Below are 15974 nucleotides of genomic sequence, written 5' to 3'. Positions count from 1 at the left end.
TCAAACGGCTACTTTATTGCAAAATACCCTGCATTTCAATCGTCAAGTTAATTTTTTACGGATGAAGGTGCCCTTTCTTCCCATTCAGGTAAATTGCTAATCCGTGAGTTTAATAAAAAAACGGTTTAGCGGATAAAATCACTGAGCGCCTGCAGTTACACGATGAAGGTTTCATCGCCTTAACTAGAATACCAACTTATTCTTAGATAGAGTGGCCTTGAGGTGCCTGGATTGTACGATTTACGTGAAGTAGAATCGGAGTTTTACATCATTCGCTTAACATCAAACGTCAAAATGAAAGCACTCTGGGAAGAACTGCACATAACTGAACATGACCAAGAGAGAAGTCTTCCTCAAAACGTACTTTTCTTCTATTTATATTCAACATTTCTTCTGTAATTACATAAAAGAACAAGGCGCACATCGAAAACCCCAATATGTACAGCTAGTTTTCAAGAAACGTAATTTGTAGTTTGGATATGAATAGATCATGAATTATATTTCTTTCTCAAGTTTGAAGTAATAAACATTTGAATTTGAACTATTGGCATAAATGTTGCATTGTATTTTAAGAAGGGGAGGAATAGAACTATGTCAAAATTAAATCATTTACGTACCACTTTACGAGCACAACAATTGGATGCAATCATCGTAACGAACGATCAAAACCGTCGCTACTTAACAGACTTTACAGGTAGTGCGGGTACAGTAGTAGTAACACAAACGAATGCTTTTTTGCTTGTGGATTTCCGATATACTCAACAAGCGATGGATCAAAGTGAAGACTTTGAGGTTCGCGAAATTGAAAGAAAGTATTTATATGAAACAATTCAACAGATACTTGATGAGGAGTCCATCCAGGCTGTAGGTTTTGAGCAACATCACGTTTCATATTATGTTTATCAACAAATGACAAACAAAATATCAGCTAAATTAACGCCATTAGCCAATGTGGTGGAAGGTTTGCGAATGGTTAAGACGACGAAAGAGATTGAACTCATTAAAAAAGCCGCTGTGATTTCAGATAATGCATTTACACATATCTTAAATTTCATTAAACCTGGTGTAACAGAAATTGAGATTGCAAATGAATTGGATTTCCATATGCGAAAAAATGGAGCTTCAGGGGCAGCTTTCGATATAATTATCGCTTCTGGACAACGTTCGGCCTTACCACATGGTGTAGCTTCTGAAAAAGTTATTGAAGCGGGGGACATGATCACACTCGATTTTGGCGCCTATTATAAGGGCTATCTATCGGATATGACAAGAACAGTCGCAGTAGGCGAGCCTCCTGAAAAGCTAAAAGAAGTCTATCAAATTGTTCATGAATCCCTTCAGAGAGCACTAGATAGTATGAAAGCGGGCATTACGGGAAAAGAAGTAGATGGCTATACACGAGACTTTATTAAAGAAAGAGGATATGGAGCCAACTATGGACATGGATCTGGACATGGAATTGGTTTGGATTTACATGAAAATATTTTCATGTCAACAGTCAGTGAGGACATATTAGAAGTAAATATGGTGATGACAGTAGAGCCGGGCATATATATTCCGGGACTTGGCGGTGTACGGATTGAAGATGATGTCATCGTAACGAGAGACGGCGTTGAAATCATCACTCATTCACCTAAAGAATTAATTATTTTGTAACATGCTATTCATAGTTGAGTAGGAAAATTTGTAATTCATTCGTATGGCATATTAAATTGTGTCTACACCATTAGTTTACAAGTGTATGTATCATTTTCCCACCTAGATAAAGAGTTAATATGTGACGGATTACCTTTTGGGGAAATCCGTTTTTTAAAATTTTTTATACACCTTCCTTTCTGGTGTCCATTTTTTTTACATGAATCAGCCATTTTTAGTTAGATGCGTAAGAGTTTCAGTACTTTTTTGAAAGGCACAACTATTTAGCGAGTCAAAATTTTAAGTGCACGCAAATCCTGTCACTTTAACATTTCGTATTTTGTTCGTCAGTTTGTTACACATGCAAGAACCCATCCAGTTAGGTATTATTAACTGACAGACAGGCAAATCGAAAAAGGGGTGTAATATTGGAAGACAAACTATCGGTCTATCTAAATGTTGTAAGTGGTTATAGTCCTGCCGTAATTCCTGATACAGATAAATTTACTTTTATCAGCAAAAAAACGGGAGCTCCTCAAGCATATCTATGGACAGGTGCTGATGATGACGTACAATTACTCGGTCAGTTTGAGGATCGGGTCATGTCGGTCTATCATTCTCCTTCTGGGAAACAAACAATTGTGGGAATGGACAATAAAGGGGATGAGAAGCAGCAGTTTTATTTAGTGAAGGAAGATGGAAGTTATGAAGCTCTTGTTCTTTCACCGGAGCATTTTCATAATTTTGGTGGCTGGAAATCCGATGAGCGTAAGATTATGTACGCCAGTAATAGACGGAATATTGGTTACTTTGATATTTATGTATTGGATTTATCGACAAGGAAAGAAGAACTCGTCTTTCAATTTGATGGAAAGTGCACACCTGTTTGTTGGCTAAAAGATGACGAAAATAAAATAGTCATTTCCATTCAAGAAACGAATATCTTTAAATCATTGATGATTGTCGATTTGGAAACTAAAATGATGACCAAAATTGGTTCAAGTGAAAGTCAGGCAAGATATCAATCGCTAGTCATTTCGGGTGATGGTAATACAGGTTATGTGCTCTCTGATATGAATGGAGATAAGTTAGCTATTTACCGTTTTCAAGTGAGTAATCCTAGTGAACTAGAGCAACTGTCTATGGATCTGGAGTGGGATCTAGAAGAAATTTCGCTGTCTCCTACAGATGATAAATTGATTGTTAATGTGAATTCAGGAGGAACGTCGATTCTTAAGGGGATTGATTTACGAACAAATGAGGTTAGCATCTTGGAAAATATTCCGGAAGGGGTCATTGATTCGATTTCATGGATGGGTGATCAGCGGCTACTATTCGCTGTTAAGAGCCCATTGATGCCTGGTGATATTTGGAGTTATGATTTACATGAAAAGAAGGGTGAGCGTTTAACATATTTCGGAAAGTGTGAAGAAATCGAGCATTTATTAACACAGCCTGAAGTGTGTAAGTTCAGCTCTTTTGATGGCTTGAAAGTTCCGTATTTTTACTATGCGAGAGAACAGAAGCCGAAAGCAACAGTTATTTACGTACACGGCGGTCCCGAGAGCCAGATTCGGGCTGATTTTAATCCGGTTATCCAATACTTAGTTTCCAAAGGATTTGCGGTAGTAGCGCCTAATGTAAGAGGAAGTTCAGGATACGGTAGAAACTATATGCAATTGGATGATGCGCGTAAACGAATGGATGCTGTTGCGGATCTAGCAAGTCTAGTAGAAGATCTGGTTCAAACGAAATCAATCGAGCGAGATCGAATCGGAATTATGGGACGAAGCTATGGTGGTTTCATGGTACTTGCTGCGCTGACGCATTATCCTCAAATTTGGGCAGCAGGGGTAGACATTGTAGGGATTTCACACTTTAAAACGTTCTTAGAAAATACTGGGGCATGGAGAAGAAAAATCAGGGAATATGAGTATGGAACACTAGGTGAAGATGATGACTTTTTCGAAGAAATTGCGCCACTTAATCATTTGGATAAGATCCAAGCACCTTTACTGGTCTTTCATGGCAAGAATGACACAAGAGTCCCAGTTAGCGAAGCAGAGCAACTGACTAAGCAAATGTTAGGAATGGGAAAAGACGTGGAGCTAGTTGTTTTTGAGGATGAAGGACATCAGACGGAGAAAATAGGAAATCATATTTCGATGAATAGCCGTATTGTTGAGTTTTTTGAGGAGACGTTGAAAGCTGGCGTTGGTCTTTGACGTTTGATATGCATTCACACTTTAACAATCGAAGCTAGTTGATAACGCTACGACCTCAAGATAAATTCTCCTTGAAGTCGTGGCGCTTTTAATATTGCTCAAACTTGGTACTTACACTTTAGTGTTATTCAACTCATAATTCTTAAAAATCTCCCCAGCGATCCCCATTGCTTGAATGGCTTTCGGGAATCCGACATAACCAGTGCAATGGATGATGATTTCAATGATTTCTTCTTGAGTCAAACCAATGTTTAAAGCAGCTTGGATGTGAACCCCGAGCTGGTCAAATGCGCCCTGAGTAATAAGTGTTGTAAGTGTGATGTATTCGCGTTGTTCCATTGTGAGTGTATTTCGAGCATACAGATCTCCGAAACCTGATGATACAATCATGTCCCAGAAATCAGGTGAGATTTTTTGGATGTTTCTCATACCTGTTTGTACCTCTTCAGAAAATAGTTCGTTCATTACGTACGATCCTTTTTCGTAGCGCTCATTGTTGTCCATATTATTGTCTCCCCATCGTTGGTGGTATTTCGTGTTCATCGACTAATGCTTCTATGACGAAAGGTTTATTCGTTTCTTGAATACGTGCGAGTGCTTCTTGAATCGAATTGGAAACTTCAACTGGGGTATGGCAAGTAATCGCCTCTAGCCCCATCGATTCTGCGAATTTAGTGACGTCAAGAGGGGTTTCATAAATACCTCCAATGGATGTCCCAATCATTTTCCTCATGCCTTTTTCAACCATATCCAATCGGCCGTTATTAACGACGATGAATAGTACCGGGGCATCGTAGTTATATGCAGTGGACAATTCCGTTCCGTGCATGAACATACAACCGTCTCCGACTAAGCAGACAATTAGCTTTTCAGGGGCTGCAAGTTTTGCGCCAATAGCATAGCCGATTCCATTGCCCATGGCACCAAAGATATCATCAAAGAAGAACGTACCAGGTTTGTAGATGTCAAAGTGTTGGATGCCGTAGAACGAATGACTGCCATCATCCCCGAAAACAATTGCCTCCTCTGATAGTGTATTCCGCATCGCTTTCAGTACTTGGACAGCCGACATGCGCTTTCCAGTGGTGTTTTCTTCCAGTGGCTTCTTCTCTATTTTTGATAAAAATTCGTTACTATCTGTTTTGGGAACATCTTTTAAAATTGCCGTTAAATTCGATTTGATATCCCCGAGTACCGGCGTGGTAGGTACTGGAATTGATTTGCCTATGAACGTTGGATTGTAGTCGAAGTGAAGAATGTGTTCAGGATACATTACTTCAGTTAAGCCAGCAGTTGACATGTCGCTGAGTTGTGAACCGATAACGATAAGCAAATCGACTCCTTCACTGAGATAAGCCGATGCTTCAGGCGTTCCTCCTAATCCGAAAGCGCCTAGAGAAAGTGAGTGATTGGAAGGGAACGTTCCTTTTCCCCCGGGCGTTGTAATCACAGGGATCTTCCAATGCTCTGCGAGATGCTGGACTTCTTCGTAGGATTTGCTGGAATGAACGCCTTTTCCAAGGAAAAGGAGTGGTCGTTTCGCATTACTCAGTTGTTCAGCTACCTCACTTGTTTTCGGCGAAATCAGCTCATAGGACCTGGGGAATTCAAGTAGAAATGGTTCGATCTCTTCCAGTAAAATATCAAACGGAATGGATAAATGCACTGGTCCTTTAACACCGGAAACTGCTTTCTCTAGTGCATGCTCCAAGAAAGGCTTCAGCATATCCCCGCGTTCCACCCGGGCACTGAATTTTGTCACCGATTGAAACATATCTGTCAGATCGGTTCCGAAACTGCTTGAGTCTTGTCCCATCGCTTTCCCCGTATCTTTCATCGAAGGATGTCCTGTTATGAGTAAAAGAGGGATATTGGATGCTTTTGCTTGTCCAGCAGCGGAAAGTAAATTAGTGCCGCCAGGGCCAGATGTCCCTACTGCAACACCAATCGTTTCATTCATTAACGAATAGCCTGTCGCTTCATATCCTGCTGCACCTTCATGTTTACTAAGTACGAATTCCATTTCATAACGTATGAGTTCAAAAAGAATGGGGGAAACGGCCTTCCCTGGAATGCCGAAAACATGATGGATCCCCCAATGTTTAAAATTTTCTACTAAGACAGATGCAACCTTCTTCATACTCCACTCTCTCCCTATACCAATTAATGTAACAAATAGACTTTCTCGATTTCAGAAGCAGGCAGTGGCTTGCTGTAGAAATAGCCTTGTATGATATCGCAGTTGTGTTTTTTGAGAAAATCCAGCTGTTCTTTTGTTTCAACACCTTCAGCAATCACTTCTTTATGAAGATTGTGAGCAAGTGTTATCGTAGCAATCACAATAATCGCATCACTTTCGTCATTCGTCAGTTCACTGACGAACGATTTGTCGATTTTAATGTAATCGATCGGAAAATTCTTAAGATAGTTTAGCGAACTATATCCTGTACCGAAATCATCGATACTAATACCGATACCCAATTTTTTTAGCTCTTTCAACACGAAAATGGAATATTCGTATTCCATCGCCATATTCTCTGTGATTTCTACAACGAGATACTTAGGATTAAGCTCTGTGCGTTCCAGTACTTCTTCTACATATGAAATGAGATTACGGGTCAAAAATTGCTGAGTCGACAAGTTTACGGAAATTTTAACAGGTGTCATCCCTGAATCTTGCCACTTTTTGTTTTGTAAACAGGCTTCGTTGATGACCCACTCACCAATTTGAGTGATGAGACCATTTTCTTCAGCTAGTCTTATGAAACGTCCAGGTTCAAGCAGTCCTAATCGGGGGTGTTGCCAGCGAATCAGTGCTTCAAATCCTATTAAATCTCCGGTGATGTTATGAATTTGTGGTTGATAATGCAACACGAATTCATCATTCTCAAGCGCATTGCGTAATTCGATTTCAAGGACGGATTCTGCAATCATTTCATCCGATAAGTCGCTAGTATGGATGACGAATTGGTTTTTACCTTGAGCTTTTGCCTGATACATGGCGTTATCCGCATATACCAAAAACTTTTCCATGGAAAGGGGATGGTCAGGATAAATTGCAACCCCGATGCTGACAGTCGTGTGTAATTCTTTTTTGTTCACAAGAAAAGGATCATTGAACAGATTAAGAATCTCTTCTGCTTTTTGTATCACGTAACTCGGGTTGTCAAAGTCAGTTAGTAGAAAAATGAATTCATCCCCGCCCATTCGTGCGAGCGTATCGTTTTCTCCGAGGGAACTCGTCAAACGTTCACTAACCTTGTGAAGTAGCTCATCTCCGTATGAATGACCAAAGTTGTCGTTAATGACTTTAAAGCGATCCAAATCGATAAAAAGGAGAGCAAGTTGGCGGTTTTGACCTGAATTGATTTCATCGATGACTGCTTCCATTTCATTCTGAATATATCTTCTGTTCGGAAGGAGAGTTAAATCATCGTGGTAAGCTAAGTAATTATATCTTTCTTGCGTGTTATATCGATTTGAGATATCTCTGAACTGACCGAAAGCCCCGACCATTTTGTCTTCTTCAAAAATGGGTTGAGCATCAAATAAGCAGACTACCTGTATCCCGTTATCATCTTTAAATTTGATTTCTTCATTGTTAAAGGTTTTTCCATCGTGCAAAACCTTTTTGAAATACTCTCCTGTGATCGGGGAATCACAAATATTTCTACCTATGACAGATTCTCTACTATTATTCGATATTTTTTCGGCGAACTCATTAAATTCCGTTGTGATACCGTTTTCATCAGTAATGACAATTCCATTCCTCGTTTTCTTAAGCATGATCTGGTTTAAGATATTAAGTTTACGATTTTGCCTACGAAGAAGTAGTTCACGTTCAATCGAATCTACCACTTGGACAAGCATTGAAAGATAGAGCGGATTTTGAAATTCAATAGGCATCATGATTGAAATACTACCCAATAAATTATTCTCTTCTTTATTGTGAAAAGCTGTCCCATAACAAGCGATTCCATAGAGAGGTGAATGATAATGTTGCTTTCCAATGATGCTGATAGGATGCATTTGTTGCAAGGACAGACTCACCACATTTGTACCTGTATCCTCCAGTGTGAATTGTGCCCCAAGCTTAATACCAAATTGGTCACTCATCGCTTTGATTGTTTCATCACCTTCAGACGAAAGTAGATATCCATTTTCATCTGAAACGACGACTAGAATGGGTGTCCCTTTTAAGGAGTTCAGCAATTTATTTGAAAAGAAACTGACGACAGATAAGATTTCACTATACGTCATCCTCTTCTCTTCAAATTCTGACTCGCTTAAGAAATGTTTTGGGGCGGACATTTCATTTGAATTCATTCCTGCCTCTTCACACATTTTATTGGCCGCTATAATGTATTGAGGGTCTGACATCCTTTGAATCTCCTCCTAACCTTCTTCGAGATAAATTGTGTAGCTATAGTAATTAGATACTATTATTAGTTCTAATAAATTATATTGAATACTCCGTTATTAAGTGTTTTAACACGTACATTAAGACTGGTATAGGTGTTCAGTACTTAATTTGTTCTTGCATAGAAGAGTAAGTATTACTAGGATATTCATTAAGTATGAATACACTTAGTATCGTACGCCTTTTATTTCAATATATGGGTAATTAGAACTGAATATAACGGGTTTTACTGAGAAAATTCCTGGTTATTAAGAGGTGGTAGTAATTTTGGGTAAATAGTAACGGAGTATTATAAGTTCAGATTCACTAAACTAAAGATTGAATCATCGCCTTCTTCCAGGAAACCAAGAATGTTAAATGAGAGAATAACTTGTAGATTCGATCTTAAATGGCAGCGATTTTGTGGTATAGTCAACACATTATGCATATTCAAAAAAAGTAATGAGAGGAGTGAAATCGATGACTGCTTCAGAAACCTTATTTACAAAATTGACTACTGGATATGATCAATCCCTTTCACGTGGAGGCGTCGATGGCAGGAGAGTTGCAGAACGACTGAGCGAGTTATCGAAGATCGGTGCCTCTTTAGAAGGTGGAGTGACCCGACCTGGGTACTCTTCTGAGGAAAAGCAGGCAAAACAGGTTGTGAAGTCTTGGATGGAACAATCGGGTTTGCGAGTCATTGAAGATGGAGCAGGAAATGTCATTGGTCGATTAGAAGGAACCGAAAATGGGAAGGCAATTATGTCCGGTTCGCATGTGGATAGTGTACCGAATGGCGGAAACTTTGACGGACCTCTCGGAGTAATTGCTGCGTTAGAAGTTGTCGAAGCGTGGAAAGAAACAGGCTATATACCTCGAAAACCATATGAAGTTGTTATTTTCTCAGACGAAGAAGGTACAACATTTGGTTCCGGTCTAACTGGAAGTCATGCGATGGTCGGACAATTGACTGAGCAAGAGACGAAATTGAAAATAGACAAAGATGGTAAGTCATTCGAAGCCGTAATCGAAGAGTATGGTAGTTCACTTTCAGCTGTATGGCATGCAAAGCGAGAGATGAGTGATATCGAATTGTTTGTAGAATTACATATTGAACAAGGTAAGATTTTGGAAAAAAATGATCTATCTGTCGGAGTTGTCAAAGGGATTGCTGGACCGGTATGGATGAATGTGACGTTCGAAGGGGAAGCAGGGCATGCAGGCAACACACCGATGAATGATCGAAGGGATTCAATGGTAGCAGCGAGTCACTTCATTCATAGTGTTTCTTCATTACCTCGCAGATTCAGTGAAACAGCTGTAGCAACGATTGGTAAACTGAATGTCTTTCCGAATGGTATCAATGTGATTCCTCAAAAAGTCGAGCTGACTGTAGATATACGTGATATCCACGAAGACAAACGTGACGCTTTAGTGGAAGCTATTATAGAGGCAGCTGAACAGTCAGGAGTAGCACACAATGTTGACGTCACTTGCCAAAAGACATTAACCGTTCAACCACTGTTGATAAACGAAGAGTTATTATCGGATATGAAAGAATCCATTACTAAATTTGGGATTGAACCGATGGAGCTGATCAGTGGTGCAGGACATGACGCTATGGTGTTGGGAAGAGAAGTTCCCGCTGCTATGCTGTTTGTTCAAAGTAAAAAAGGAATCAGCCACAATCCGGAAGAATGGACGGACTTGAGTGATTGTGTAAACGGAGTGCAAGTATTGAAAGATTTCATTGAACAGCAAATGGTACGGTCTTAAAACTGTGTGAAAATAAATAGAAAGTGAAGTGAGTGCTTTGGAGAATATCGCCATGTTTGGTACAGTCAATTGGTTGAATATCTTATCTGCTGTATTCGTTATCGCATGTTTGTATTTCACACTATCCTTTTTCCAACATCTCAAAATGGAGGATCAGCGACTTGCGCAACAATCAAAAATTGCGGCTGTCGTTAGTCTCGCAGTTGCCCTACTCATTCCGGCAATCTATGGTGTCTATATGCATTCTTAAAATATGCAATAATATATTTTTTCTGAAAATGTCCAAGGGAGATAGTAAGTCTATCCTTCTTGGACATTTTTTAATGGTATAATAGAAACAGATAGTTCAATGGAAATCAGTAAGTGTTGCATGTAATGAAGTTTCAGATTGAATGGATTTACCGAGGTGAATATCCTCGGCCAATATAGAATATCAGTAGGAGGTATTCGTCATGAAAGTTACGAGCAATGAACGAGGTTATGCGTTATTAATCGTCTTACTTCTCGTTGTTTTAATCATGAGCATCAGCGCGGTCTTCATGAGAGGGGCAATTAGCAATGCCAAACAAGAACAACGGGTCGATAAAAATCATTTGTCCGTAGTATCTGCCGAAATGGGCGTCGACTATTACGCAACATCTTTTACGAATCGGTATTATGAGGTGAAAGACCGCGTATGGGAAACTACTGTAGCAGAGTTTAAAGCCGCAATGGCAGATAAAAACTTTGATGGTAATGTTACGAAACTAGCTAAATTCTATGATGATCGAATGAAAAATGAATTGAGAATTGCTTTTGATGAAGTGGAACACATGTTAACTCCAACAGGTACTTCATTTAAGCTCGAATCCGAAAAGTTCGATATCAATTACACTGTAAATCCAATAGCAATTGAAGGAAATATAGAAGGTCATTATCTAGATGGGAAGGAGTCTATTCTAAAGTTATCAATGGAATTTGATGCACCTTCAGTTCTAGCTAAAGGATCAGGTGAAGACGTTGAAGTCGAAGAGCCAAAGGAGGACCCTCTACCAGATGGGGGATTACCAAGCCTAACTTATAAGCCGTTTACAATACCCCAAGTGGATCCCATTGATCACTTAAATATTACCAAAGAAGTAGATATTATTAGTGAGAGTAACAATCAAAAAACAAGAACTGTATACAAAAAAGAAAACATTAATTCAAATGAAAATGTACAAGGTTACGGAAAGTCTGTCTCCATGCAGTCACATGGGAATATTACCTTAGGTAAATTGTATGGAAATAATAATGTAGACATTAGATCTAATGGAGAATTCTCAATAGGTCAGATACAGGCGAATACTGGCTATCTTACATTAATAAGTAAAGGCAATATTTCTTCAAGCAACTTCTTTAATGTTAACAATAACGTTACTATTAGAACAGGTGGTAACTTTGCAGGAAGTAGTCAGCTCGATAGCAATACAGGCTTTCTAGATGTACAAGTAAAAGGTAACATGTCTTCTTCAAGTGTCTCTAATAACCCGAACGTTAATATTTTAACGAATGGAAACTATACTACAGGAGATATGTGGAAAAACGATAAGCGTTTGTCGCTTAAAGTTGAAGGAAACATTATAGCTGAGAAAATACATTACAATGAAAATACAAATATCGAAACGAAAGGGAACTTCACTTCTAAACTAATTAATAAAAATACACCGGCTATTACGATTAAAACAGATAAAAACTTCACATCTGAAAAAATCCAAGATAACAATAAGGTAGATATTCAAGCTAAAGGAGATTTCCAGGCTAGTGGGCTAGAAAAAAATCTTGACAGTCTAAATTTATATGTTGGTGGTAATTTTAATTCAACTGAACAATTACTATCAAACAATTATCTTAATTTGTATTCAGGTGGGAATGTGACAATTAATGGTGTATTTAATTCAAATACACCGGCTAAAGTATATGCAAAAGGGAATTACACTTCAGGAAATGTACAAGGTAATTCTAATTTAGATATGTATTCAGGTGGAAACGTAACAATTAATGGTGTACTTAATTCGAATGTTCCGGTAAAAATTCAGTCAAAAAAGAATTTTACGACTGGAAATATGCAGAGTAATTCAAACTTGGAAATACTTTCAGGTGGTGATTTCACAGTCAACGGATTTATGAATTATAATCTTTTAAAAACAACCATTATCACTAAAAATAATTTTGTTTCTGGTCAAATTCAAGAAAATCCAAACCTAACTTTGAGTGCAGGTGGTAATATAGATGTTGGTGGAATACTTTATGGGAACACAAAATCCAGACTTTTCAGTAAAGGCAATATTACAACTAAAAATATTCAAAACAACTCTAACTTTAAAATGGTTGCTCTCGGTAATTTAAATGCAGAGAATGTATATTTAAAATCTGATTCTTTAGTATGTGTAGGGGGAAACTTCATACGCAAATCGTTATCTATGGAACCTGGAAGCCGAGTATATATGAAGGGCATGGGTGATGGTTCACCACCCGGAATAGTTTACTTAAAACAAAAGGATTGGGAGAAGGTATGTGCCTTTGATGTAGAGATACCAGAGGAAGACGACGATGTACCAAAAGTAGAAGTTTCCGTAGACGGCGGATGGAAGCGACCTTTAATTGAGGTTGAGTATAATCCTGTAACCAATAAAAAGTGAAGCATACCTATATTTTGAATTACACCTCCTCACACATTGCCCAACTATGAATACACTGTCATAGAGAACGGGAACTGGAGGAGATAGATTGACGAATCAGAATTGGATGGCCCCGAATCAGCATTGGGAAAACCATTGGCAAAATCCTCAGTATCGTGTGATTTCTATCGAGGAAGCAATGATGATTGCCTTACAACAGGTGCCAGGCCACGTTGTGAAATCGGAATTGGAATATGATCACGGATCAGTAATCTATGAGATCAAAATCCGTACACGTGATGGACAGAAGTTTGAAGTAAAAGTGGATGCGAATTCAGGTAAAGTGTTAAAAGTGAAACTCGATTAATGAAAATCATGAGAATAGCTGGCTACAGGAAAGAAAACCTGTAGCCAGCTATTTTTGTTTCCTGCAAGCTCCATTCCCAGTCACTTAATCAAACGGAATTCGATAACCTAAAAGAACGCATTTAAACATATATTTAAAATAATAAGATTTAATTTAGAATATAGTGTTGTATTGTGATTTAACATGATGTAAAGTATTAGAAAATATAGAATAGTAGGAGAGTGGTAATGTGACAGCTGAACGATTAGTAGACGTAGTTCGGGGAGGATATATGGAAAGCGGACACAACGGACATATTGCTGTGGTCGATTGGAATGGAAAGTTGATCTACAGTTGTGGAGATCCAAATCGCCATACATTTGCACGATCCTCCATGAAGCCACTTCAAGCCATTCCAATTATTGAAACAGGTGCTGCAAATCACTACGGGTTACAAGCTGCTGACATTTCACTTGCCTGTGCTTCTCATAACGGTGAAGACCAGCATACAATCAGAGTGAAAGACATTCTGACCCGTCTGGAACTCGAAGTAGATGATCTGAAATGTGGGACACATCCACCGAGATGGACTGAATCATATGAAAACGTAATTAAAACGAATACCCCGATTACACCTGTTTACAATAACTGCTCAGGTAAACACAGCGGGATGTTGACAACTGCCAAGTATATGAATGAATCGACAGAGGATTATTACCAATTAGAACATCCAGTACAGCAACGTATTCTTGAAGTAATCAGTGACTTGTCAGAAGTCCCAGTTGAAGAAATTGAAATTGGCATCGATGGGTGTGGGGTTCCTGTACACGGAATCCCGCTTGTAAGATTGGCACTTAGCTTTGCAAAAATGGCGAACCCAGAAAACTTCCCTGAAAAACGGAAGCAAGCGATTGAAAGGGTGACTTCCTCCATGATGGCTGAGCCTGAAATGGTAGGTGGTACGGATCGTTTTTGTACCGACTTCATGAAAGTCATGGATGGGAGAATGTTTGGGAAAGCCGGAGCAGAAGGCGTCTATTGTATAGGGGATCTTGAAACGGGATTAGGGATTGCGATTAAGATCGAAGACGGAAATGGTAGAGCGGTATATCCAGTGGCTGTAGAAGTACTTAAACAGCTGGAATTGCTGACGGATGAACAATTAAAACAGTTGGCTTCCTACCATGAGCCCGCTCTGAAAAATGCTCGTGATGAAATAATTGGTCACTTGAAACCTGTGTTTACGATGAAAAGTGCTTCATGAATTTTATCATAAACGAGTCTAACAAAAAGGGGAGAAGAAGATGAAGAAGACCTACGGTTGGCTATCGGCATTTGTATTAGTCTTGTTGCTTGTGTTAGCGGGATGCAGCGACTCTGGATCAAAAGAGGGGACTGCAGAAAAAGAAGGCGATGGAAAAAGGGCGACAAAAGAAGGTAAAGACTTAGTGATCGCGGTCGCGGATAACTTTACGACACTTGATCCACATGACACGAATGATACGCTTTCAAACTCTGCTGAAAAAACAATGATGGAAGGTCTTCTAGGGTTTGATGAGAAAATGACAGTTGTTCCATTGCTTGCTGAAGAATATAAGGCGAATGATGAAGCAACCGAGTTCACGTTTAAGCTTCGTGAAAATGTGAAATTCCATGATGGTACTGACTTTAATGCAGAGGCAGTTAAAGTGAACTTCGACCGACTGGCTGATCCAGATAGTGGCTTAAAGCGTCACAGTCTTTTCGCATTGATCAAATCGACGGAAGTTATAAGTGACTACGAAGTGAAATTCACTTTGTCTGAACCATTCGGTGCAATGATCAATACATTTGCGCATCCAGCAGCTTTGATCCACAGCCCGAAAGCACTTGAAGAGTTTGGAGACGAGGTTGGTAAAAACCCTGTCGGCACAGGGCCATTCAAGTTTGTTGAATGGAAACCTAGTGAAGGATTGAAAATCGTGAAGAATGATGATTATTGGAATGAAGGGTTCCCAAAAGTCGATTCTATTACATTTAAACCGGTTTCAGAGAACGGATCACGTATCGCAATGCTTCAAACAGGAGAAGCGGACTTCATCTACCCAGTGCCGACTGAACAAGTGGAAGGAGTAAATGGCAAGGACGGTATTGAAGTCGACAGCAAACCATCCATTGTTGTCCGCTATATGGCGATGAATACGATGAAAAAGCCTTATGACGATGTGAAAGTTCGCCAAGCTTTGAATTACGCGATTAATAAAGATGCATTCATCAAAGTTGTCATGAACGGTCAAGGAGAAAAACTAGACTCCGTTATTGCACCGGACGTACAGTTCTATTCACAGCAAGAGCTGTATGAATTTAATCTTGAAAAAGCAAAAGAACTCTTGAAGGAAGCGGGAGTTAAGGAAGGGATGAAAGCGAAACTGTGGGGTGGAAATAGCTCAAGCACAGTTAAAGCAATGGAATTCCTGCAACAGCAGCTCGCAGCGGTTGGTATTGAAGTTGAAGTGGTACCAATGGAATCAGGTACATTGTCGGACAAAATCTGGTCCGTTCAAAACGCTGAAGATGCTGAACTTGAATTGTATTATGGCGGTTGGTCACCATCGACGGGAGATGCAGACTGGGGGATTCGCCCATTGCTAGGCGGAGCAGATGCATTCCCACCAAAATCTTATAACGTTTCTTATTATGACAATGATGAAGCGAACAAATTGATCAGCGCAGGATTACAGACTGCTGACGAAAATAAGCGTGCAGAAGCGTATGCGGACGTCCAAAAGCTACTTTGGGAGGATGCACCGTGGGTATTCTTATCAGCTGATAACACGTTGGCGGGAAAGAAAAATTATCTAAAGGGTGTTTATCTGTTGCCTGATGGCTCGTTAAGTGTTTCTGAAGCTGAAATTGAGTAAGAGATGGATACAGGGGCGCTGGATTTTAAAGCGCTCCTTCTTTATCTAAAG

General features: G+C 39.4%; 11 protein-coding genes. 8 read left to right on the top strand and 3 right to left on the bottom strand.

Translation table 11 applies throughout. The features are described from left to right. Positions 1-591: 591 nt before the first annotated feature. Complete coding sequence (locus RL70_RS04510; RefSeq protein WP_039042203.1) at positions 592-1656, top strand: Xaa-Pro peptidase family protein; 1065 nt, start codon at positions 592-594, stop codon at positions 1654-1656. Between the two features lie 407 nt (positions 1657-2063). Beyond that, positions 2064-3860 carry a S9 family peptidase gene (locus tag RL70_RS04505; RefSeq protein WP_039042202.1) on the top strand — a complete coding sequence of 599 codons (1797 nt, stop codon included), beginning with the start codon at positions 2064-2066 and terminating at the stop codon, positions 3858-3860. Positions 3861-3971: 111 nt separating this feature from the next. Here the strand turns inward: RL70_RS04505 and RL70_RS04500 are convergent, their stop codons facing one another. Genes RL70_RS04500 through RL70_RS04490 form a run of 3 tightly spaced genes read right to left on the bottom strand, consistent with a single transcriptional unit; the run spans position 3972 to position 8240 of the window. Then, positions 3972-4364, bottom strand: coding sequence for a carboxymuconolactone decarboxylase family protein (locus tag RL70_RS04500; RefSeq protein ID WP_039042201.1), 393 nt, complete (start codon positions 4362-4364; stop codon positions 3972-3974). A 1-nt stretch (position 4365) separates the two neighbouring features. Then, complete coding sequence (locus RL70_RS04495; RefSeq protein WP_039042200.1) at positions 4366-6000, bottom strand: thiamine pyrophosphate-binding protein; 1635 nt, start codon at positions 5998-6000, stop codon at positions 4366-4368. A gap of 23 nt (positions 6001-6023) precedes the next feature. Then, positions 6024-8240, bottom strand: coding sequence for an EAL domain-containing protein (locus tag RL70_RS04490; RefSeq protein ID WP_039042199.1), 2217 nt, complete (start codon positions 8238-8240; stop codon positions 6024-6026). 499 nt (positions 8241-8739) lie between these two features. Here RL70_RS04490 and RL70_RS04485 point away from each other — a divergent pair, with 499 nt between their 5' ends. The 6 genes from RL70_RS04485 to RL70_RS04460 all read left to right on the top strand — a co-directional run bounded on the left by RL70_RS04485 (position 8740) and on the right by RL70_RS04460 (position 15923). After that, complete coding sequence (locus RL70_RS04485; protein WP_039042198.1) at positions 8740-10038, top strand: M20 family metallo-hydrolase; 1299 nt, start codon at positions 8740-8742, stop codon at positions 10036-10038. 52 nt (positions 10039-10090) lie between these two features. Further along, positions 10091-10288, top strand: coding sequence for a hypothetical protein (locus RL70_RS04480; RefSeq protein ID WP_039042197.1), 198 nt, complete (start codon positions 10091-10093; stop codon positions 10286-10288). A gap of 202 nt (positions 10289-10490) precedes the next feature. After that, on the top strand, positions 10491-12698 hold the full coding sequence (locus RL70_RS04475) for a hypothetical protein (protein ID WP_039042196.1): 2208 nt from the start codon (positions 10491-10493) through the stop codon (positions 12696-12698). Positions 12699-12786: 88 nt separating this feature from the next. Next, positions 12787-13044: a PepSY domain-containing protein gene (locus RL70_RS04470; RefSeq protein WP_052245764.1), complete on the top strand. Its 258-nt coding sequence runs from the start codon at positions 12787-12789 to the stop codon at positions 13042-13044. 229 nt (positions 13045-13273) lie between these two features. Continuing rightward, on the top strand, positions 13274-14287 hold the full coding sequence (locus tag RL70_RS04465; protein WP_039042195.1) for an asparaginase: 1014 nt from the start codon (positions 13274-13276) through the stop codon (positions 14285-14287). Positions 14288-14327: 40 nt separating this feature from the next. After that, entirely contained in the window at positions 14328-15923 is a 1596-nt protein-coding gene (locus RL70_RS04460) for a glutathione ABC transporter substrate-binding protein (protein WP_039042194.1), read from the top strand. Positions 15924-15974: the final 51 nt, after the last annotated feature.

The organism is Sporosarcina sp. ZBG7A, assembly GCF_000813425.1.
Taxonomy (GTDB): Bacteria; Bacillota; Bacilli; order Bacillales_A; family Planococcaceae; genus Sporosarcina.
The sequence above is the reverse complement of the archived record's forward strand: the minus strand, read 5'-3'. Positions and strand labels throughout refer to the sequence as shown.

Excerpts from the sequence above, each read along its gene's own strand:
- RL70_RS04500 (WP_039042201.1), bottom strand. The coding sequence starts at position 4,364 with ATGGACAACAATGAGCGCTACGAAAAAGGATCGTACGTAATGAACGAA.
- RL70_RS04485 (WP_039042198.1), top strand. The coding sequence starts at position 8,740 with ATGACTGCTTCAGAAACCTTATTTACAAAATTGACTACTGGATATGAT.
- RL70_RS04490 (WP_039042199.1), bottom strand. The coding sequence starts at position 8,240 with ATGTCAGACCCTCAATACATTATAGCGGCCAATAAAATGTGTGAAGAG.
- RL70_RS04475 (WP_039042196.1), top strand. The coding sequence starts at position 10,491 with ATGAAAGTTACGAGCAATGAACGAGGTTATGCGTTATTAATCGTCTTA.
- RL70_RS04510 (WP_039042203.1), top strand. The coding sequence starts at position 592 with ATGTCAAAATTAAATCATTTACGTACCACTTTACGAGCACAACAATTG.
- RL70_RS04480 (WP_039042197.1), top strand. The coding sequence starts at position 10,091 with ATGTTTGGTACAGTCAATTGGTTGAATATCTTATCTGCTGTATTCGTT.
- RL70_RS04495 (WP_039042200.1), bottom strand. The coding sequence starts at position 6,000 with ATGAAGAAGGTTGCATCTGTCTTAGTAGAAAATTTTAAACATTGGGGG.
- RL70_RS04460 (WP_039042194.1), top strand. The coding sequence starts at position 14,328 with ATGAAGAAGACCTACGGTTGGCTATCGGCATTTGTATTAGTCTTGTTG.